Source organism: Serratia proteamaculans (assembly GCF_946227095.1).
GTDB classification, from domain to species: domain Bacteria; phylum Pseudomonadota; class Gammaproteobacteria; order Enterobacterales; family Enterobacteriaceae; genus Serratia; species Serratia proteamaculans_E.
In genome coordinates, this window is the sequence record NZ_CAMISV010000005.1 from 263,283 (window position 1) to 282,243 (window position 18,961).

Annotated in this window: 20 protein-coding genes and 3 tRNA genes; 8 read left to right on the plus strand and 15 right to left on the minus strand. The window is 56.2% G+C overall.

The features are described from left to right. Positions 1 to 155 precede the first annotated feature (155 nt). From OC597_RS12735 to OC597_RS12750, 4 genes are all read right to left on the minus strand, one after another. Positions 156 to 1,421 carry a type II toxin-antitoxin system HipA family toxin gene (locus tag OC597_RS12735; RefSeq protein WP_261257196.1) on the minus strand — a complete coding sequence of 422 codons (1,266 nt, stop codon included), beginning with the start codon at positions 1,419 to 1,421 and terminating at the stop codon, positions 156 to 158. Between the two features lie 3 nt (positions 1,422 to 1,424). Then, the gene (locus OC597_RS12740) at positions 1,425 to 1,730 is read right to left on the minus strand and encodes a helix-turn-helix domain-containing protein (RefSeq protein ID WP_261257194.1); all 306 of its coding nucleotides are present in this window, start codon (positions 1,728 to 1,730) and stop codon (positions 1,425 to 1,427) included. 160 nt (positions 1,731 to 1,890) lie between these two features. Continuing rightward, the gene (rimI, locus tag OC597_RS12745) at positions 1,891 to 2,334 is read right to left on the minus strand and encodes a ribosomal protein S18-alanine N-acetyltransferase (protein ID WP_099063162.1); all 444 of its coding nucleotides are present in this window, start codon (positions 2,332 to 2,334) and stop codon (positions 1,891 to 1,893) included. Continuing rightward, positions 2,279 to 2,716: a DNA polymerase III subunit psi gene (locus OC597_RS12750; RefSeq protein WP_207977919.1), complete on the minus strand. Its 438-nt coding sequence runs from the start codon at positions 2,714 to 2,716 to the stop codon at positions 2,279 to 2,281. The genes rimI and OC597_RS12750 overlap by 56 nt, the downstream gene beginning before the upstream one ends. Positions 2,717 to 2,872: 156 nt before the next feature. Here OC597_RS12750 and rsmC point away from each other — a divergent pair, with 156 nt between their 5' ends. Next, positions 2,873 to 3,916: a 16S rRNA (guanine(1207)-N(2))-methyltransferase RsmC gene (rsmC, locus tag OC597_RS12755; protein WP_261285555.1), complete on the plus strand. Its 1,044-nt coding sequence runs from the start codon at positions 2,873 to 2,875 to the stop codon at positions 3,914 to 3,916. Between the two features lie 62 nt (positions 3,917 to 3,978). Here rsmC and OC597_RS12760 read toward each other — a convergent pair whose 3' ends face one another. Continuing rightward, entirely contained in the window at positions 3,979 to 4,971 is a 993-nt protein-coding gene (locus OC597_RS12760) for an aldo/keto reductase (protein ID WP_261257189.1), read from the minus strand. Between the two features lie 130 nt (positions 4,972 to 5,101). Between OC597_RS12760 and OC597_RS12765 the strand changes: the two genes are divergently transcribed. From OC597_RS12765 to OC597_RS12780, 4 genes are all read left to right on the plus strand, one after another. Next, positions 5,102 to 6,046, plus strand: a complete 945-nt coding sequence (locus OC597_RS12765) for a LysR family transcriptional regulator (RefSeq protein WP_261257187.1) — start codon at positions 5,102 to 5,104, stop codon at positions 6,044 to 6,046. A gap of 73 nt (positions 6,047 to 6,119) precedes the next feature. Then, a tRNA-Leu gene (locus tag OC597_RS12770) sits at positions 6,120 to 6,206 on the plus strand. A 34-nt stretch (positions 6,207 to 6,240) separates the two neighbouring features. Next, positions 6,241 to 6,327, plus strand: a tRNA-Leu gene (locus OC597_RS12775). 43 nt (positions 6,328 to 6,370) lie between these two features. Continuing rightward, positions 6,371 to 6,457: transfer RNA gene (locus OC597_RS12780), tRNA-Leu, on the plus strand. Between the two features lie 86 nt (positions 6,458 to 6,543). Here the strand turns inward: OC597_RS12780 and OC597_RS12785 are convergent. Beyond that, a complete protein-coding gene (locus tag OC597_RS12785) occupies positions 6,544 to 6,828 on the minus strand; it encodes a DUF1435 domain-containing protein (protein ID WP_037424165.1) in 285 nt (94 codons plus the stop codon). Positions 6,829 to 7,091: 263 nt separating this feature from the next. Between OC597_RS12785 and OC597_RS12790 the strand changes: the two genes are divergently transcribed. After that, positions 7,092 to 8,165 carry a diguanylate cyclase gene (locus OC597_RS12790; RefSeq protein WP_261257186.1) on the plus strand — a complete coding sequence of 358 codons (1,074 nt, stop codon included), beginning with the start codon at positions 7,092 to 7,094 and terminating at the stop codon, positions 8,163 to 8,165. 17 nt (positions 8,166 to 8,182) lie between these two features. Here the strand turns inward: OC597_RS12790 and fucP are convergent, their stop codons facing one another. Genes fucP through OC597_RS12825 form a run of 7 tightly spaced genes read right to left on the minus strand, consistent with a single transcriptional unit; the run spans position 8,183 to position 14,366 of the window. After that, positions 8,183 to 9,412: an L-fucose:H+ symporter permease gene (gene fucP / locus OC597_RS12795; protein WP_262208936.1), complete on the minus strand. Its 1,230-nt coding sequence runs from the start codon at positions 9,410 to 9,412 to the stop codon at positions 8,183 to 8,185. 33 nt (positions 9,413 to 9,445) lie between these two features. Further along, a complete protein-coding gene (locus OC597_RS12800; RefSeq protein WP_262208938.1) occupies positions 9,446 to 9,805 on the minus strand; it encodes an L-rhamnose mutarotase in 360 nt (119 codons plus the stop codon). Then, positions 9,802 to 10,578 (minus strand): L-fucose dehydrogenase, encoded by a 777-nt coding sequence (locus OC597_RS12805; protein ID WP_262208940.1) that lies wholly within the window; start codon positions 10,576 to 10,578, stop codon positions 9,802 to 9,804. Before OC597_RS12805 ends, OC597_RS12800 begins: the two co-directional genes overlap by 4 nt. Continuing rightward, positions 10,556 to 11,419 (minus strand): amidohydrolase family protein, encoded by an 864-nt coding sequence (locus tag OC597_RS12810; RefSeq protein ID WP_262209083.1) that lies wholly within the window; start codon positions 11,417 to 11,419, stop codon positions 10,556 to 10,558. The genes OC597_RS12805 and OC597_RS12810 overlap by 23 nt, the downstream gene beginning before the upstream one ends. A gap of 14 nt (positions 11,420 to 11,433) precedes the next feature. After that, positions 11,434 to 12,711, minus strand: coding sequence for an L-fuconate dehydratase (locus OC597_RS12815; protein WP_262208941.1), 1,278 nt, complete (start codon positions 12,709 to 12,711; stop codon positions 11,434 to 11,436). 14 nt (positions 12,712 to 12,725) lie between these two features. After that, positions 12,726 to 13,571 carry a fumarylacetoacetate hydrolase family protein gene (locus OC597_RS12820; protein ID WP_262208943.1) on the minus strand — a complete coding sequence of 282 codons (846 nt, stop codon included), beginning with the start codon at positions 13,569 to 13,571 and terminating at the stop codon, positions 12,726 to 12,728. Positions 13,572 to 13,625: 54 nt separating this feature from the next. Next, positions 13,626 to 14,366 carry an SDR family oxidoreductase gene (locus tag OC597_RS12825; protein ID WP_261463233.1) on the minus strand — a complete coding sequence of 247 codons (741 nt, stop codon included), beginning with the start codon at positions 14,364 to 14,366 and terminating at the stop codon, positions 13,626 to 13,628. 235 nt (positions 14,367 to 14,601) lie between these two features. On the opposite strand from OC597_RS12825, the gene OC597_RS12830 reads away from it, so the two are divergent. Further along, the gene (locus OC597_RS12830; RefSeq protein WP_261257176.1) at positions 14,602 to 15,360 is read left to right on the plus strand and encodes a FadR/GntR family transcriptional regulator; all 759 of its coding nucleotides are present in this window, start codon (positions 14,602 to 14,604) and stop codon (positions 15,358 to 15,360) included. Positions 15,361 to 15,521: 161 nt separating this feature from the next. Next, a complete protein-coding gene (gene ampH, locus OC597_RS12835) occupies positions 15,522 to 16,664 on the plus strand; it encodes a D-alanyl-D-alanine-carboxypeptidase/endopeptidase AmpH (protein ID WP_261257173.1) in 1,143 nt (380 codons plus the stop codon). Positions 16,665 to 16,702: 38 nt separating this feature from the next. Here the strand turns inward: ampH and hpaC are convergent, their stop codons facing one another. Together hpaC and hpaB are read right to left on the minus strand one after the other, a co-directional pair. After that, positions 16,703 to 17,218 (minus strand): 4-hydroxyphenylacetate 3-monooxygenase, reductase component, encoded by a 516-nt coding sequence (gene hpaC, locus OC597_RS12840; RefSeq protein ID WP_262208946.1) that lies wholly within the window; start codon positions 17,216 to 17,218, stop codon positions 16,703 to 16,705. Between the two features lie 17 nt (positions 17,219 to 17,235). Further along, on the minus strand, positions 17,236 to 18,798 hold the full coding sequence (gene hpaB / locus OC597_RS12845) for a 4-hydroxyphenylacetate 3-monooxygenase, oxygenase component (RefSeq protein ID WP_085119598.1): 1,563 nt from the start codon (positions 18,796 to 18,798) through the stop codon (positions 17,236 to 17,238). Positions 18,799 to 18,961: the final 163 nt, after the last annotated feature.

Consider the following 18,961-nt stretch of genomic DNA (forward strand, 5'->3'; position numbering starts at 1 on the left):
TTTTCAGATTCTACAGTTAGTCCGCCCTGCGAAAGTATCAGAACGCGCCGCGCACGGCGCCAGGCAAAGCGGTAAATAAAAGATAATAGCCGGGCATTTTCGCTGATTTACCCACCGGTGACAATCAATGGATCTTGCGAAGCAAGATTAAACCGTCAATGCAGTCGGAAATCTGGGGACAACGCCGCCCAATGCTGACGCAATACCATTTTATGCTCTTCCGCCATCGGTAAGTTTTCCAATAATGGTGGCCATAAGGTGCGTGCCTTGTCGATGGCATCCAGTAAATGCACCCGTATAGCCGGCCAAGGAATACCGACGCGCTCTGCCCAATGTTCGAAGGTTTGCATTGAAATCATCGACCAACGCTTTTCCCTCGCCATATTAAGCGCCACTTCTGATTCATGCGGGATATAAGCCAAAGTGGTTACAATGTCATAAGCGGGAGAGAGCCGAACTTCGGTTTGATTGGGATAAATCATTGACCAGTTTTTGACATGGGCATCGCCATTAGCCAGCAGAATATTGGCCAATAAGCGGCGAGCCATCTGTTGCACATCAACCAAGGGTTCAGTGCCCCAGTTATAAAGATAAGCCGCTATTTGCTCATAGTTTTTGCCACGATATTTATCATGAGCATAGAGTTCAAACACTTGGGCAAAATCTTCCGTGTGTACTCGCCCGCTTTCGCTACGATCAAAACGACGGATGGCATAAGCAAAAGACTCATCTGCCAGGCGAATATCAGGTAAATTATCTAACTGATCCAACGCAACTAACTCAATATCAGGGATTTCCACACCGATGGCCTGCGCTAATCGCATAGCCGTATACTCATTTTCAGGCACGCTGCGATGAACTGTTGAGGGCGTTTTGATAATCCAACTATCAGAACCCACCTGAGAGGAAATATTGAAACGGCCGTCCTGACGTAAAGAGGAAAACTTCATCTGCACGCCTGCCAGAGAAAATTTTTGAGCATCCAGCCCCACCTCGATTTGCACGGCCTCCAGTTTACCACGCGACGTTAAAGCCCAAGCAGGGATCTCACTCGCCACAAGCGCCCGTGCCTCAAGTGCACCCGGCAGGTTGGCCCCTGTCCATGCCATCAAAGGAAACTCTTCAGAAGCATGCGCTTTCAAAGCTTGAGCTAACCAGCTACGCAACGCCCCTTCAGGCAGCAAATTGGATAACACGGGGGGAAGGCGCTGTGATGACATCAAAACCTGATCCAGATACCCCGGGTGCGCCCACTGCCTTAGGGTAAACACCGGGCGAGTGGACTCTGGCATAGCAAGATATTGCGGATCAAACGTCAGGATATTCTTGCCACCGCTATAATGCGCCAGCACACCAATACGCACATTGTGTAATACCAATGCTAATGCCTGTACCGATTCAACCTGCCGTTGTCCATCCATCAGCTAGTCCTCGAGGTCTTTCAGTTTTTTGTCGAAACTCCGCAATCCAACCGCTTCTGAAACTTTTTCCACATCCTTTTGTAGCAACAACTCCACGTCATGCACATTTTTTTTCGGCACGATAAGGTATTCCAAATCCATCGCCGCCAGTATGCGTAGCAGCGTACTCATCCTCATATCACTACCGGATTCGATACGCTGATATTGCTGCTGGGTCATGCCAATCTTCATCAAAAAGTCTTTTTGATTCCAGCCCAGTTCGGCACGTTTTTCTTTCAAAAACTTTGATATTTCTGATGATTTACGCATCAGTCACCTCAAAACAACCTATTGATTGTCATCACATCGATAAACAATAAATTAGTTGTTAACCAGCATAAAAACAATCAATTTGTTGTATGTACATATAAAAACAACCCTTTTATTGTAAATTAACATCGAAACAATAAAGGAGTTGTTTTCCTCGGATTCAAGCCAGCGGCAGCGCCATGACTATCGCGTCTTCACGCCCATGGGCAGCAGGGTAGTAGTTACGGCGGATGGTCACTTCATTAAAGCCGAGATCTTCGTACAGCGCGATGGCGGCACGGTTAGAGGCTCGTACTTCCAGCCACAGCGTAAATACGCCACGGGGTTCCAGTTGTGCAATCAGCGCTTCCAGCAATTGACGGCCGAATCCCCGGCGTTGCCAGTCGGGATGAATGGCAATGTTGAACAGCGTGGCTTCATCCAGCACGATTTGGGTGATGGCAAAACCCGCCATCTGCCCGTCGGCTTCCAGTTTCAGGTTAAGGTAGCGATCGCCTTGATTACTGGTAAGGGTGGCTTGCGTCCAGGGAAAGGCGTGGCTGGCTTGCTCAATCTTGAAGGCTGTGGCCAGGTCGGCCGCGGTCAGGGTAGAAATAGTGTTCATGATGACAAATCTGCTGCCAGAGTGCGCGTTTGGCACTCGCATCGAGAGAAAGCTCGGCCAGTGCCGGGCTGTGTAGCTGCGCGCCGGCCACCGCAAGCGGCTCCGCAACGCCCAACCGCCAACTGTTGCATTCGGTATCCTCAGGCAACATCGCCACCTGGTCCGGCGTCAGGGTGTAGGTTTGCGCCGGGGTCAGCCCCAGGCTGCGCAGCACGTCGCAAAACAACGGATCGTTAGGCTCAGGCAACGTCTGCGCTACAATCAGCAAACGCACCTCGGGTGGCAGACTGACCGCCACTTCGCCCTGCAACACGCCCGGGCGGCGCAATGTCCACTGCGTAATACCCAGTTGTTGTAACAGCCAGTCGCGTTTTGATGCCATGCCGATTCCTGTCAGGATCTACCCGTTGTGGTGCGCCATGCCTGCCATGCGCCGCGCTATGCTAACAAACCCGCGCGGCCTGCGCCAACAAACCCGTCGAACATATCGCCACAAAGCTCTATAATCCCCGGTCTAATTTCTAGGAGCCAAAACCTGATGTCTGCATTAACCCCCGCCAGTGAAGTCATGCTGCGCCACAGTGATGAGTTTATCGAACGCCGCGTTCTGTTCGCCGGTGACCTGCAGGACGCCCTGCCGGCCCAATTTGAGGCCGCGGATGTGCGTGTCCATACCCAGCAATACCATCACTGGCAGTTACTGAACCGGGCGATGGGTGACAACGTGCAGTACGGCCTGACCGTAGACGCCGCGTTCGTCGCCGAGTGCGATACGCTGATCTACTACTGGCCGAAGAGCAAACAGGAAGCGCAATTCCAGCTGTACAACATTCTGGCATTGCTGCCGGTAGGCACTGACGTGTTCGTGGTCGGTGAGAACCGCAGCGGCGTGCGCAGCGCAGATCAGATGGTGGAAGACTACGCCACCCTGGTTAAAATCGACAGCGCCCGCCGCTGTGGCCTGTATCACGGTCGCCTGGATACCCAGACCGAATTCAACCTGGAAGACTGGTGGGAAAGCTACCAGTTGCACGATCTGGAAGTGAAAACCCTGCCGGGCGTGTTCAGCCGCGACGGGCTGGACGTTGGTAGCTCACTGCTGCTGTCGACCCTGGATAAACACATGAAAGGCAAAGTGCTGGACGTGGGTTGTGGAGCCGGCGTAATGGCCTCAGTGCTGTCCAAACTGTCGCCAAAAATGAAGCTGACCCTCAGCGACGTTAATGCCGCAGCCATTGAATCCAGCCGCGCGACGCTGGCCGCCAACGGCATTGAAGGTGAAGTGATCGTCAGTAACGTCTATTCCGACATTACCGGCCGTTTCGATCTGATCATCTCCAACCCACCGTTCCATGACGGGCTGCAAACCAGTTTGACCGCAGCAGAAACCCTGATCCGCGGTGCGTTAAAGCACCTGCCGATCGGCGGTCGTCTGCGCATCGTGGCCAACGCCTTCCTGCCGTACCCGGACATCCTGGACGCCACCTTCGGCAGCCACGAATTGCTGGCACAAAACGGCCGCTTCAAGGTGTACCAGGCAACCGTTGCCCGTGCGCCACGCGATGGCAAGAAGAAAAAGTAAGTCCCCCCCGACTCGCGAATATCGGCTATCAGGGCGCAGCGTTCACACGCCGCGCCCTTTTTTCACCCGTTGATATAGGTCATCGACTCTGCGCCGTAGCGTGCGCCCGCGGCCGCCTGCAACGGGAACACCGCCTCAATCGCCGCCAGTTCCGCCTTATTCAGCGTCAATTCAGCCGCCGCAATATTCTCTTCCAGATAACGACGGCGCTTGGTTCCTGGGATCGGCACGATGTGCTCGCCCTGCGCCAATACCCAGGCCAACGCCAGCTGTGACGGCGCCACACCTTTGCGTTTGGCCAGTTCGGTCACTTTCTCTACCAACGCCAGATTACGGGCAAAGTTTTCCCCCTGGAAACGCGGATTGCTGCGGCGGAAGTCATCGGCATCCAGGTCTTCCGGCCGCTGGATCGCCCCGGTCAGGAAACCTCTGCCCAGTGGGCTGTAAGGAACAAAGCCAATGCCCAGCCGCTCACAGGCCGCCAACACCCCTTGCTCGGCATCACGCGTCCACAGCGAATACTCGGTCTGCAAAGCGGTTATCGGATGTACCTTATGCGCACGTTCCAGCGTAGCGACCGAAGCCTCACTCAACCCGATGTAGCGGATTTTACCTTCGCTGATTAGATCCGCCATGGTGCCAACCACCTCTTCGATCGGCACCTCAGGATCCACACGATGCTGGTAATAAAGATCGATCACCTCGACCCCAAGCCGCTGCAGGCTGCCCTCCACCGAACGGCGGATATACTCCGGCCGACTGCTGACGCCCCGGGCGCTGGGATCGGTCGGATCGCGCAGGATGCCAAATTTGGTGGCCAGGAAGACCTGCTGCCGTTTGCCCTTGATCGCTTTGCCAATCAAACGTTCATTGGTGTGCGGCCCGTACATGTCGGCGGTGTCCAGCAGAGTCACCCCCAGCTCCAGCGCCCGATGCAGGGTAGCGATGGCTTCTTGTTCATCCTGCGCCGTCGAATAAAAATCGCTCATCCCCATGCAGCCCAGGCCCAGGGCGGAAACGGTCGGGCCATTGGGACCTAATTGACGTTGTTGCATTGTGTTGCCCTCATGCGGTTGGTCTCAGCGGAGTGCTGGTGCAACAGAGTCTGGTTGTTTACCCTGAAAAGATAAATAATGCAGATTACTCATCACTGTTCATAAATCGCTAACAATAGGGAGCGGCAAGATGGATCAGATCCAGGCCATGCGCATTTTCACCCGCATTGTCGAACTAGGCAGCTTCAGCCGGGCAGCCGAACGCTTGCAACTGCCACGTGCCACGGTCAGCAATGCGCTCAAGCGGCTCGAGCAGCGCCTCGGCGTCCGCCTGCTGATCCGCACCACCCGCCAGGTCCAGGTGACCAGCGAAGGTACTCTGTATTATCAGCGCTGCGTGCAGTTGCTGGGTGCGTTGGAAGAGGCGGACACGCTGTTCAGCCACCATAAACTGCAGCCCTCCGGCAAGGTGCGCATTGACATGCCCCATTCGCTGGCGCGTGAAATCGTGATCCCCGCCCTGGATGACTTTTACCAGCGCTATCCGGATCTGACTCTGGCATTAGGTGCCAACGATACCCACGTGGATCTGCTGCGTGAGGGAGTGGATTGCGTGCTGCGCGCCTGGGAAACCGAAGATGACAGCCTGGTGGCGCGGCGTATCGCCATGCTGCCACAGTTGACCTGCGCCTCTCCCGGCTATCTGGCCACGTTCGGCGTACCCCAATCGATTGACCAATTGCAGCAGCATCAGGCGGTGGGTTATTTTTCCCTCACCAGTAATCGCAATTACCCGTTGGAGTTTTGCCGCAACGGCAAGGTGGAGTTACGCGAGTTGCCCGCCAGGTTGAGCGTCAGCGGTGCCGATGCCTACACCAGCGGCTGTCGCGCCGGCATGGGGCTGATACAGGCTGCACACTACTCGCTGGCACCCTGGCTGCAGAAAGGGGAATTGGTCGAGGTGCTGGCAGACACCCCGCCGCCGCCAATGCCCATTTACATCATGTATCCCCCCGGCCGGTTCCTTGCGCCCCGGGTCAGGGTATTGATTGACTGGCTGATTTGGCTGTTTGAACAGTATCAATCACCTAAAACGGACGTTTTTCCAGCAAACGCCCGCAAACAGGGGAAATAACTATTGACGTCCCCGCCAAAATCTCTAGAATTCGCCTCCGTGGTAACGTTACTCCGGTAACGTTTCTTGGAATGCGAAGGTGGCGGAATTGGTAGACGCGCTAGCTTCAGGTGTTAGTGTCCTTACGGACGTGAGGGTTCAAGTCCCTCTCTTCGCACCAAATAACCACATGATTTATATTGCACAGCATCAATGCGAAGGTGGCGGAATTGGTAGACGCGCTAGCTTCAGGTGTTAGTGTTCTTACGGACGTGAGGGTTCAAGTCCCTCTCTTCGCACCAAGCTGGTGATATAAATCGAAAGCAAAGTAAAGATATCGGCTGTGCGAAGGTGGCGGAATTGGTAGACGCGCTAGCTTCAGGTGTTAGTGTTCTTACGGACGTGAGGGTTCAAGTCCCTCTCTTCGCACCAATCGATAACTCTCTCCGGTAATATCCCCAAAGCAATTCCCAATCGAAACGATGATAAAGAACACGCGAAAGCGTGGTTTTGCGTTTTCAGCCCAGATTGAAGTTCAAACCGATCGCGGCCAATCCGCCGGCCAGTGCCATGCAGGAAGGCAACAACAGGTAGTGACGCCAGCGACTGTTGAACAGCATCACCAATGTGGCCAACATAGCGATCACAATCAGCGTGCGCAGTTGCATCATATCCAGGTTGATCAATGCCAGTAACGGCATCAAGGCGCATGGCAGTAAAACGCCCCAGGCGCTGGCCAAACGGTTGCCCAGGCACCAACTGACGCCCCACAACCCACACGCGGTAATCATGGCTGCAATCATGATAACCCTACCCTTCAAGTGATAATGAGAACCAATATCATATACCACTTTTTTTCACTGCGCATCATTTTCGCTGCAACAACCAAACCCGGATGACACAGCGGTTGAAAAATGATAGTTTGCCATAAGAAAATTCTTAGTCTTATTCGCATGTTAATAATCACAATCTACAACCATACAATGCGGGTGTTTAATTCACACCGACAGAATTTTTCGCAACCTTAATTTTTCGACAGATCGATATTGTAAAGAGTGAACTCCGTATGAACGCGCGTTCTTATCAGGAACTGCTGAACAGCAAACACCGCTTATCATTATTTTTATTTCTATTGATGAACGCTGCCTCTTCCGTATTTACATTATTAGTCCCATTTCAAAACAAACCCGCTTTTACCCTACCTTTATTAGGTATACCGCTATTTTGTCTGGCGGCACTGTTATTTACCCTGCAGTCTCCACGGTTATACGTCAAAAAATTGAATCTATTTTCCTGTGTTCTCGGCCTGCTGTGGGCGGCACATATTTACCTTAAAAGTCAGCACTGTGCGCCGAACAACCAAAGTTTTCTATTAATTAGTCTGTTCAGTATGTTCTTTATCAGCGCCATAGCCTTGACCGATAACTTTATCGCCTTTTGCCTGCATGCCGTTCCGTCCGCATTAGTCATTCTATTACTGGACGGCATGCACAATACCATGCGCATCGTATTCACTACGGTATTACCGATTATCGCATTCTCTATCCATCATCTGATGCTCAAACGCAGCGAACTTTTCACTCAAACGCTGGTGGCTAATCTGTATAACGAACGGGACAGGTTCAGCAATTTAAGCATGATCGATCCCTTAACCGGGCTTTATAACCGCCGGGGCCTGGAGAATAAAATCAATATACTGCCGACGCCCCCGTCAGACTGTCATTTCTTGGTGTTGCTCGATATCGATCACTTCAAGGCTTATAACGATAACTATGGTCACACCATGGGTGACCAGGCGCTGGTGCAGGTGGCCATCGCTATTCGCGACTCGGTACGTTCACGCGATATCGTGGTGCGCTACGGCGGGGAAGAGTTTCTGGTGCTGCTGACCAACGTGAACGAAGAGTACGCTACCCAGGTGGCTGAACGGGTGCGGCAGCGGGTGCAGGAATTAAAAATCCCCCATCGCTTTAATCAGTTTGAAACCACCACGGTGACGCTCAGTGCGGGAATTTCCGCGCTGAACAAGCTGGATGTCGCCTCGGCGATCCGGGCGGCCGATGCCGCGTTATATCAGGCGAAAAACAACGGGCGCAATAATATTCAGCTGGCACCCACCGTTCAGCCCGCCGCTCTCTGAGCCGGCGGGCAGTAAGCTTAGCGACGGCGCTGCTGCAGACCGTAAACAAACACCACGGCGAAGCACAAAAGCGGCAGGAAATACGACAACGCGGTGCTGTAGCGATCCGCCAGTGCCCCCATAAAGTAAGGCATGATGGCTCCGCCAACGATCGCCATGATCATAAAGGAACTGGCGCACTTGGTGTGTTTACCCATGTTTTTCACCCCGAGGGCGAAAATGGTCGGGAACATGATCGACATAAAGAAGAATACGGCGATCAGCGCCACCACCGAGATCCCATCCATACTGAGCATGACCACAGCGCACAGCACAATGTTAACCAGCGAGTAAATCATCAGCAGCGTGGCCGGTTTGACCCTGCCCATCAGCCAGGTGCTGAAGAAGCGCCCCACCATAAAGCAAATCATGGCGATGGAGAGCAAATAGGACGCGCTTTGGTTGGAAACATCGCTCCAGTGTTCGGTGGCGTAGTTAATAAAGAACGCACCGACGCCGACCTGTGCCGCCACGTAGAAGAACTGGGTAATCACTCCACCAACAAAGTGCTTGTGCTGCCAAAGCCCCTGAGCAATTTCACCGTGCTCCGGCTGCTCTTCCTCGCGGATGTCCGGCAAGCGGGTGCGGCTGAATAAAAAGGCAATCAGCAGTACCAGCACAGCGATCGCCACATAGGTCATCTTCACCGCACTTTGGTCACCGCTGCTCGCCCCCTGGGTGGCAGAGAAAAACAGCGTACCGCCGATCATCGGGCCAATAAACTGCCCTAACCCGTTAAACGACTGGGAAAGGTTCAGCCGCCGTTCGGCCCCCTGTGCGTCCCCCAATACTGTGGCATAAGGGTTGGCTGCGGTTTCCAGGCAACCCAGCCCGCAGGCAATCACAAACAGCGCGAACAGGAACATGCCAAAACTGTTGGCGGAGGCCGCCGGTACAAACAGCAGTGCCCCCAGCGCATACAGGCACAGCCCGATCAGAATGCCGGCCTTGTAGCCTTTCTTATCCATAAAATAGCCGGCGGGCAGCGCCACCAGGAAGTAGGCACCGAAATACGCCGCCTGTAATAATCCCGACTGCGCTTTGGTAACGTGCAGGGTTTCCTGAAAGTGTTTATTTAATACGTCCAACAGGCCATACGACAGCCCCCACATAAAGAACAGGCTGGTGACCAGAATAAAAGCCCAGCGCAGATTGGCCGTCGCCTTGACGCCCACCTGAGGGGGGGCAGCAGTTTTTTCAGCAAGCATTGATATATCCTCGGTAGGGTAACGATGTCAGTGTTATTGTTTTTGCAAAGAGAATATCCGCTCCATCTCCACCCATTTTTCGCCTTGCGGCGTCCAGGGGGTGGCCACCTGGTAGTGCCACATCAGGGCTTCCCAGCGCTGCACGTGGGGATTGCTCGAACCGGCGGCGTTAAACCGCTCGGCATCGAACTCGGTACTGACTTCAACGATCATGAACAGCCGGGTGCCCAGCCGGTAAATCTCCATATCCCGAATGCCGTGCTCACGCAGGTGGGCGGCAATCTCCGGCCAGATACGCTGATGATGGCCCAGGTATTCCTCGATCAATGCCGGTGAATCGACCAGATCGAGTGCCTGACAAAAGCGCTGCCCCGTTCCCTCCGCGCCACTCATGTGATCGCCCGGTCGAGATGCAGATAGCCACCGTCCACCGACACCCATTGCCCGGTGGTGTGTGACGAACGCGATGAGATCAGAAACACCACGGTGTTGGCGATTTCCTGCGGCGTGGTCATCCGCTGTTCGAAAGGAATGCGCGCGGTAATTTTCTCAAGCTGCTGCTCCGGCTGCTCGAAGGTATTGATCCAGCGCTGATACTGCGGCGTGATCACCTCTGCCGGCACCACCGCATTCACCCGCACGCCTTCATGGCGCAGCGATACCGCCCACTCACGCGTCAAAGCCAGCACCGCGCCCTTGGCGGCGGTGTAGCCACTGGTGCCGCCCTGCCCACTGAGTGCGGTCTTGGAGGCAATATTGACGATGGCCCCCTTACTGCTTTGCAACGCCGACTGGCACAGGTGCGCCATCAGGTAGTAATGAATCAGGTTTTTCTCCAGCGATCCGACAAAGGCTTCGCGCCCGGCCTCCAGCCCCACGCCGTCGTTAACCCCGGCGTTATTCACCAATGCATCGATACGGCCGAAGGTTTCCTGCGTTTGTGCCACCGCCCGCCGACACTCCTGCTCTTCACACAGATCGGTGATGATCACCGTGCTCTGCGGCTGCAACCGACGCAGCTGAGCCAGAAACTCCGCTTCCGGCACGGCATTAGTGACAATCACCGGGATCGCCCCTTCTTCCGCCAGCAGTTGGGAGACAGCCGCACCGATGCCGGAGCCGCCACCGGTCACCATCACCACCTTATCTTTCAGATACAGATCCATAACCAGACTCCGTTAACCCATAAATTCGGCAGGCCGTGCCGCCCCAAATCTCCGCCTGCTGCGAAGGACTCAGCGTGGCGATGGCCTGCTCACTCAGTTGATAAACCTGGCCGTAATCACCGGCCAGCAGGCACACCGGCCAGTCGGATCCGAACATCAGTCGCTGCGGACCGAACGCCTCCAGCGCCGCCTCAAAAAACGGCAGTAATTGCGAGGCCTGCCAATGCCCGTTGGGGGCTTCAGTGATTAACCCGGACAGCTTACAGACCACGTGCGGCAACGCCGCCAAGGGTTTGATTTGCTGCGCCCAGTGTTCTGCGCCTCGGGCGATATCCGGTTTGCCGAAATGGTCCAGCACCAGCCAGTAATCGTCATGTTCGGCGGCAAACTGCATCGCCGCCGACAAATGCCGGTGAGTGACCAGAATGTCGTAAACGTAGCCGTGCCGCTGCACCGCCTGCATACCACGCCGCACTTCCGGCCGTGTCAGCCAGGCGTCCGGCTGTGGTTCGTCCTGCACCAGATGACGCAGGCCGCGCAACAAAGGTTGCTGTTGCAGTTGCTCCAACTGCTGCGACAACTGGGGTGCGGTGATGTCCAGCCAGCCCACGACGCCGCATACGCCTTGGCTTTGCTGGGCCTGCGCCAGTAACGTCTGGGTTTCCTGCTCACACTGGCGAGCCTGCACCACCAGCGCGCCGTCAAAACCGTGCTGTTGCAGCAAGGGTTCAAGCTGTTTCGGGCCAAAATCCTGTCGCAACACCGCCATCTGCTCGCTGATCCACGGATAGCGCTGCGGATGGTAATGCCAGTAATGTTGATGAGCGTCGATGCGCAGCATGGCTTGTTGCCCGTTCAACCGCGGAACCGGTACTGTTCAAGCGACGCCGCATGCATCTCAATCGAATAGCCGGGATTGAGCGGCGGCATGTAGGCCGCCCCTCTGACCTCACAGGGGTGGACAAAATGTTCATGCAGATGATCGACGTATTCGATCACCCGGCCGTCGTGGGTGCCGGCAATACACAGGTAGTCGATCATCGACAGATGCTGAACGTACTCGCACAATCCCACGCCCCCGGCATGCGGGCACACAGGCAGTTGGTATTTGGCCGCCATCAGCATCACCGCCAGCACTTCGTTGACGCCGCCAAGACGACAGGCGTCAATCTGCACCACGTCAATCGCCTCACGCATGATGAACTGCTTGAACATGATGCGGTTTTGGCACATCTCGCCGGTGGCCACTTTTACCGGGTGCACTCCTTCGCGGATGCGGCGATGCCCTTCCACGTCGTCCGGACTGGTCGGTTCTTCGATAAACCAAGGCTTGGCGAATGCCAGATGCTTCACCCAGGGAATAGCGTCGTTGACTTCCCACACCTGGTTGGCGTCGATCATCAGTTGACGATCGGGGCCGATCACCTCGCGGGCAATGCGCACCCGGCGGATATCATCTTCCAGATCGCGTCCCACCTTCAGTTTCAGGTAGGAGAAACCGGCATCGACCGCTTCCTGGCACAGCCGGCGCAGCTTGTCGTCCGGGTAACCCAGCCAGCCGGCGGAAGTGGTGTAGCAGGGGTAACCGTCCTGCAGCAGCCGCTCCAGGCGCTGTTCCTTGCCCTGCGCCCGCTGTCTGAGCAGGGTGAGCGCTTCCTGCGGGGTAATGCAGTCGGTGATGTAGCGAAAATCAATACAGCGCACCAGTTCCTCGGGAGTCATCTCGGCCACCAGTCGCCACACCGGCTTGCCTTCGGCTTTGGCCCACAGATCCCAAACTGCGTTGATCACCGCCCCGGTTGCCAGGTGGATCGCCCCTTTGTCCGGGCCGATCCAGCGCAGCTGGCTGTCACTGGTAAAACGCCGCCAGAAGGCACCCATATCGGCAGCGATCTCTTCCAACGACACTCCGACGATCTGATGCTCCAGCGCGCGGATCGCCGCGCAGCAGATCTCATTGCCGCGACCAATGGTAAAGGTCAGCCCGTGACCGCTCAGATCGTCGCGATCGGTCTCCAGGATCACGTAAGCGGCGGAGTAATCCGGATCCGGATTCATCGCGTCGGATCCGTCCAGCGCCAGCGAGGTGGGGAAGCGGATATCTTCAACCCGCAGTGCGGTAATCTTCGTCATGGCAGTGCTCCACATCAGGCTTGTACGGTTGTTTGACGCTGTTCACCCAATCCTTCAATCCCCAGCCGCATCGTCTGCCCGGCTTTCAGGTAGAGAGGCGTTGGCTTCTGTCCCATGCCAACACCCGGTGGCGTGCCGGTAGAGATCACATCGCCCGGCTGCAGGCTCATAAAGCGGCTCAGATAGCTGATGATTTGAGGAATACGGAAAATCATGGTGCTGGTGTTGCCATCCTGATAGCGCTTGCCGTCCACCTCCAGCCACAGATTCAGGCGATGAGGATCGGCAATTTCATCGGCGGTCACCAGCCAGGGCCCGGTGGGGCCAAAGGTGTCGCACCCCTTGCCCTTGTCCCAGGTGCCGCCGCGTTCGATTTGGAATTCACGCTCCGAGACGTCGTTAATCACGCAGTAACCGGCGACGTGCTGCATCGCGTCCTGCTCGCTGATATAGCGTCCGCCCTGACCAATGATCACGCCCAGCTCCACCTCCCAGTCGGTCTTGCGCGAGTCACGCGGGATTTGCACCTGATCGTTAGGCCCGACCACCGCGCTGGTCCATTTGCTGAACACCACCGGCTCAGAAGGGATCGCCGCGCCGGTTTCCGCCGCATGATCGGCATAATTCAGACCAATGCAGATAAATTTGCCGATGTGGCCCACGCATGGCCCCAAACGCGGCTGTCCGGCCACCGTCGGCAGTTGGTTAATATCCAGCGCGCGCAGTTTGTCCAAAGCGGCGGGCAACAGTGCCTCACCGCTCAGGTCGGCGATATGCTGCGACAGGTCACGGATCTGCCCCTGACTGTCTAATATTCCCGGGCGTTCCTGTCCCGGTGCGCCATAACGTAAAAGTTTCATCCTGTCCTCACTGTAGAAAAATGTATCGGGCGTCATCGCCTGAAGTTCCGGGCCTCAGTTGCTCCAGCCGCCGTCAATAATCTGTACCGTACCTGTGGTATAGGAACTGGCGTCAGACGCCAGATAGAGCGCCAACTGGGCAATCTCGCCGGTGGTGCCAATACGGCCAATCGGCTGGCGGGCCACAAACGCCTGATACACCTCTTCTTCGCTGCGGCCCTGTTCACGCGCCTGTTCGGCAATACGCTGGCGCAGCGACGGTGATTCCACCGTGCCGGGGCAAATGGCGTTGCAACGAATACCCTGGGTGACGTAATCCGCCGCCACTGAACGCGTCAGGCCGATCACCGCCGCCTTGCTGGCGCTGTAAGCGAAGCGGTTCGGCACCCCTTTCACGCTGGAGGCGACCGACGACATGTTAATAATCGAACCGTTTTTGCGCGCCAGCATGCCGGGCAAGAAGGCGCGGATCATGTGGAACATCGCCGTCACATTAAGATCGAGGGCAAACGCCCACTGCTCCTCACTGCACTCAAGGATCGAGCCGCTGTGTACCACGCCGGCGCAGTTGAACAGCACGTCGATCGGCCCCAGGGTTTCCGCCGCCACGGCGATCGCCGCAGTATCGGTCACGTTTAGCGTCATCGGCCGAATGCCGGGCAGCCCCTGCAGTTGTTCGGTGTTGATATCGGTGGCGATCACCTCGGCGCCCGCATCGGCAAACAGCCTGGCAGTGCTGAAGCCAATCCCCTGTCCGGCGGCGGTGATCAGCACGCGTTTTCCAGTTAAATTCATTTTCGCTCCCTTGGCCTAAAGGCCTAATGGTCAGGCCATTAAAGGCGTTTAAAGGTCGGACCTTTAACATGACAAAAGACGCTTTACGCGTTATGGTTTGGTGAGAATGTTATGAGACACACTTAAAACAGCATTTTGATTAACCAATTTTTTACACTTGAATAACGATTACTCAAGCGGCTTGAGTAATATTTGTGCGCAACATCACTTAACATCGAACAGCCTAAGGTAAAAAATGCCGATCACCCGACTGGAAAATCCCCGAATTTACAGGCAGATAGCCGATCAATTGAAACGGCTCATCGATAATAATGAATTTCCACCAGGCAGCCGCCTGCCGTCCGAGCGGGATCTGGCCCAGCAGTTGCAGGTCAGCCGTGCCTCCGTGCGTGAGGCATTGATCGCACTCGAAGTGATTGGCCTGGTGGATGTCAAAGTCGGCAATGGGGTGATCGTCCGGGCACAGACGCCGGTAATGATTTCACAGGAACCGGTGATGGCACAGGCCGGGCGCGGTCAGTGGGCAGAAATTGACGATGAACTGAATATCGAGCTGGATTTTAATGCCGAGCTGCCGCCCTTCTCACTGCTGCAAACCCGTTTATTGATCGAACCGGAAACCGCCGCGCTGGCCGCCCGCCATGCCACTGACCAGGAGCTGGCAGGCATCCGCGCCGCCTACGAACAAAACTGCCGCGATAACCGAGAAGGATCGGCCACCCACCCCGGCGACCGGTTGTTCCATATCCGCATCGCCCAGGCCAGCGGCAACCCGGCCTACGCCTTTATCATCGGCCACCTGCTTGGCCACCGTTATGGCAGCATGTTCCGCGTACTGCAACGCAACTATACGCCGGACGATATGTCACACCGTTCCGAGCAGGAACATCAGGCCATTTTAGCGGCGATCGAAGCGCGTGACGTGCGCGGTGCGCGCAAGGCAATGAAGGCCCATTTGGATCAGGTGATCGCCATTTTCACCCGCGTACAGTAAGTCGATTCGGCCTCATCAGGGCGGCAGAAAATTATTTATCAAACCGCTCTTTTTTCCACATGCAGCCAGGGCCGCGGCACATTACACTGACAGCAGACGAAACCGGGTCATATCCCGGTTCAGGCCTTTTTCCTGTTGCCTTTTAAAATGGATAACAACCGTTGAAGAACTCTTTCTCCGCTTCATTGCTGGCGCTGAGCCTGTGTGCCGCCCCGCTGGCCGCGCAGGCCGCCGCACCGCAACTGGCCTCGCAAATTGTCGACCAGTATGCCGAACATATTTTCTACAACAGCGGTGCCACCGGTATGGCACTGGTGGTGATCGACGGTAATCAGGTGGTTAACCGCAGTTTTGGCGATACCAAACCCGGTAATAACCTGCGCCCACGCCCGGACTCTCTGATCCGCATCGCCTCTATCACCAAGCTGATGACCAGCGAAGTGATGGTCAAGATGGCGGCGGAAGGCCGGGTCAAGCTCAACGATCCGCTGCGCAAATACGCCCCGCAGGGCGCTTACGTCCCGGCTTATAACACTCGCCAACCGATCACGTTACTGAACCTGGCAACCCATACCAGCGCGCTGCCGCGTGAACAACCGGGCAAGAAGCCGCCGAAAACGCCAGTCTTTACCTGGCCGACCAAGGCGCAGCGCTGGCAGTGGCTGGAACATGCCAACGTTGCGGTACCACCGGGTGTACGTGCCTCTTATTCGAACCTGGCGTATGACCTGCTGGCCGATGCGCTGTCGCGCGCAGCGGGCAAACCTTATAGCGCCCTGCTGAAGGAAAAGATCACCGCACCGCTCGGTATGGTCGATACCACCCTGAGCCCAAGCGCCGAACAGTGTTCACGCCTGATGGTGGCCTCGGCCGGCCCCAGCGCCTGCCGTGACACCACTGCCGCGGGTGGTAGCGGCGGCGTTTACTCCACGCCGCGCGACATGCAGCGCTGGATGCAGCAGTTCCTGACCTCCAACGTTTCCGGTTCACGCAAATCGACCGCCGCCAGCGAACAGACCATGTATTTCCAGCGCAACGATCTGGTGTCGCTAAAAGGCATGGACGTACCGGGTGAAGCCAGTGCGCTGGGGCTAGGCTGGGTGTATATGGCACCGAATGGCGAACTGCCGGGGATTATTCAGAAAACCGGCGGGGGTGGCGGCTTTATTACCTATATGGCGATGATCCCGCAGAAAAACGTCGGGGTGTTTGTGGTGGTGACCCGTTCGGAGCTGAGCAAATTCACCAACATGAGCGATCCGGTGAACCGGTTGGTAAGTGATTTGGCGGCGAATAAGAGTTAATGCCATGGGGCGCAGCAGTGAGCTGCGCCCCATGAATGTCAGGCCAGAGCCAGCCTTTCGTGCATCACCGGATGGAAGTTGCGTTTGAAGTAGATCAGCCCGTTGCCAGCCGCACTCACCACGATCTGGCGGATCTGCACCAGATACACCTGATGGGTGCCGATGCACTGGATCTGCTCGATCTCCCCTTCCAGGCTGGCCAGCGTGTTACGCAGCACCGGCTGCCCCAGCGTGCCGCTCTGCCAGTCATCCAAACGGAAACGTTCTTCCATGCTGACCTCGGTCATACCGGCAAAGTGGCGGGCCATCAGCTCCTGCTCATGGTTCAACACGTTGACGCACAGCCGCTGATTGGCCTGGAATACCGGGTTCATCGCGCTGTTGCGGTTTATGCACACCAGCAGCGTCGGTGGTGTATCGGTCACCGAGCACACCGCGGTGGCAGTGATACCACAGCGCCCCGCCGGGCCGTCGGTCGTGACGATATTCACCGCTGCGGACAGGCTGGCCATGGCGTCGCGAAACAGCAGACGGTGTTCATTTTCCTGAGACATACAAACCTCCTTACGGATCACTTAAGCAGTCTATCCAACTGATTAATGTCGTCATTGTTATGCAGATGCGGCACTTTCCAGCCGTGCTGGTCGTAGTCGGACAGGCATTTGTCGACCATCTCCATCATCTTGCCCATGGTGCCGGATCCCTGCGCCTGGCGCAGGCACTGCAGACGGATCTCGTCCTGGCTGCCGGCGTAGTTGATCTCATACAGCTCATGACGCCCGCCGAATTCACTGCCGATCGCATCCCACATCAGCTTGAGGATCTTGATGCGCTCGACGTGATCCATACCGTCGGATCCGCGCACATAGCGAGACAGGTACTTGTCGATCTCCGGGTTATTCATGTCACGCACGCTGGACGGCAGGTAAATCAGGCCGCTGGTGACGTTCTTTTCGATGATGTTCTTCACCTTGGCGTAGGCCATTGGTGCCATCACGCGGTAAGTCTGTAGCGCAGCGGAATCCGGCAGATAAGCGCCATTTTCCCACTTGGTGGCTTCGGCACACATCGCATCGGTCAGCGACCAGAACAGATTGCGCCAGGCTACCACTTCGCCCAGATCGGCCTGCACGCCACGGAACTCCAGCACGCCGGTACAGGACAGGCTCTTTTGCAGCAGCGCAGTGATAAAGTCCATCTTCACCGCCAGGCGAACACAGGCCTGTAACGGGAACAAGCGGGCGAATCCCCCTTCGGTACTCCAGCGACGACAACGATCGAAATCGCGGTAGATCAGCACGTTTTCCCATGGGATCAACACATGATCCATAATCAGGATCGCATCGTTCTCATCAAAACGGCTCGAGAGCGGGTAATCGAACGGCGATCCGGTGGCACCAGCCACCAGTTCATAGGAGGCGCGGGAGATCAGTTTCACCCCTTCGGCATCCATAGGTGCGACAAACATCAGCGCGAAATCCGGGTTATCGCCCATCACCTGGGCCGAACCGAAGCCGATAAAGTTGTAGTGGGTCAGCGCCGAGTTAGTCGCTACCACCTTCGCGCCGCTGACGATAATGCCGGCGTCGGTCTCTTTCTCCACCTGAATAAACACGTCTTTCACTTCGTTGACCGGCTTGTGGCGGTCAATCGGCGGGTTGACGATAGCGTGGTTAAAGTACAGCCCGGTTTCCTGAATGCGTTTGTACCAGTGGCGTGCGTTGTCGGCGAACTGGCCGTAAAACTCGGGATTAGCGCCCAGCGCGGAGCCGAAGGCCGCTTTGTAGTCCGGGGTGCGCCCCATCCAGCCGTAGCTCTGACGCGACCAGTCGGCGATGGCATCACGCTGCTGACGCAGCTCTTCCGGGCTGCGAGCGTAGCGGAAGAATTTGTGGGTGTAGCCGCCGTTGCCGGTATCGGTGCCCCAACACAAGCGGTCCTGGCTAACCGGGTCATGCAGTGAGTCGTACAGTTGACCGACCGAGGCCGCCGCATTACGGAATGCCGGATGGGTGGTTACGTCTTTCACCCGCTCGCCATAGATATAAATTTCACGGCCGTCCTGCAAGCTCTTCAGGTATTCGTCACCGGTGAACGGGCGTTTGTTGTCAGCACGAAAGTCTTCAGGTTTCATTTAACTCTTCCTCGTAATCGGTATTTTAGGGGCCGTGGGCTCGGCCACTTGTTAAAATAATGTTTTCTTTTGGTTGCTTAATTGAAGCCCCCAACGCCGGTTTCGAGAAGAGACTTTTGCGGCAATCGCCGGTACTTTTCAGGCAGGTTTGCCGCTTTAGCGG

Bases quoted from the DNA above. Each gene is read 5' to 3' on its own strand.
- OC597_RS12735 (WP_261257196.1), bottom strand. From the start codon at position 1,421: ATGGATGGACAACGGCAGGTTGAATCGGTACAGGCATTAGCATTGGTA.
- OC597_RS12740 (WP_261257194.1), bottom strand. From the start codon at position 1,730: ATGCGTAAATCATCAGAAATATCAAAGTTTTTGAAAGAAAAACGTGCC.
- rimI (WP_099063162.1), bottom strand. From the start codon at position 2,334: ATGAACACTATTTCTACCCTGACCGCGGCCGACCTGGCCACAGCCTTC.
- OC597_RS12750 (WP_207977919.1), bottom strand. From the start codon at position 2,716: ATGGCATCAAAACGCGACTGGCTGTTACAACAACTGGGTATTACGCAG.
- rsmC (WP_261285555.1), top strand. From the start codon at position 2,873: ATGTCTGCATTAACCCCCGCCAGTGAAGTCATGCTGCGCCACAGTGAT.
- OC597_RS12760 (WP_261257189.1), bottom strand. From the start codon at position 4,971: ATGCAACAACGTCAATTAGGTCCCAATGGCCCGACCGTTTCCGCCCTG.
- OC597_RS12765 (WP_261257187.1), top strand. From the start codon at position 5,102: ATGGATCAGATCCAGGCCATGCGCATTTTCACCCGCATTGTCGAACTA.
- OC597_RS12785 (WP_037424165.1), bottom strand. From the start codon at position 6,828: ATGATTGCAGCCATGATTACCGCGTGTGGGTTGTGGGGCGTCAGTTGG.
- OC597_RS12790 (WP_261257186.1), top strand. From the start codon at position 7,092: ATGAACGCGCGTTCTTATCAGGAACTGCTGAACAGCAAACACCGCTTA.
- fucP (WP_262208936.1), bottom strand. From the start codon at position 9,412: ATGCTTGCTGAAAAAACTGCTGCCCCCCCTCAGGTGGGCGTCAAGGCG.
- OC597_RS12800 (WP_262208938.1), bottom strand. From the start codon at position 9,805: ATGAGTGGCGCGGAGGGAACGGGGCAGCGCTTTTGTCAGGCACTCGAT.
- OC597_RS12805 (WP_262208940.1), bottom strand. From the start codon at position 10,578: ATGGATCTGTATCTGAAAGATAAGGTGGTGATGGTGACCGGTGGCGGC.
- OC597_RS12810 (WP_262209083.1), bottom strand. From the start codon at position 11,419: ATGCTGCGCATCGACGCTCATCAACATTACTGGCATTACCATCCGCAG.
- OC597_RS12815 (WP_262208941.1), bottom strand. From the start codon at position 12,711: ATGACGAAGATTACCGCACTGCGGGTTGAAGATATCCGCTTCCCCACC.
- OC597_RS12820 (WP_262208943.1), bottom strand. From the start codon at position 13,571: ATGAAACTTTTACGTTATGGCGCACCGGGACAGGAACGCCCGGGAATA.
- OC597_RS12825 (WP_261463233.1), bottom strand. From the start codon at position 14,366: ATGAATTTAACTGGAAAACGCGTGCTGATCACCGCCGCCGGACAGGGG.
- OC597_RS12830 (WP_261257176.1), top strand. From the start codon at position 14,602: ATGCCGATCACCCGACTGGAAAATCCCCGAATTTACAGGCAGATAGCC.
- hpaC (WP_262208946.1), bottom strand. From the start codon at position 17,218: ATGTCTCAGGAAAATGAACACCGTCTGCTGTTTCGCGACGCCATGGCC.
- hpaB (WP_085119598.1), bottom strand. From the start codon at position 18,798: ATGAAACCTGAAGACTTTCGTGCTGACAACAAACGCCCGTTCACCGGT.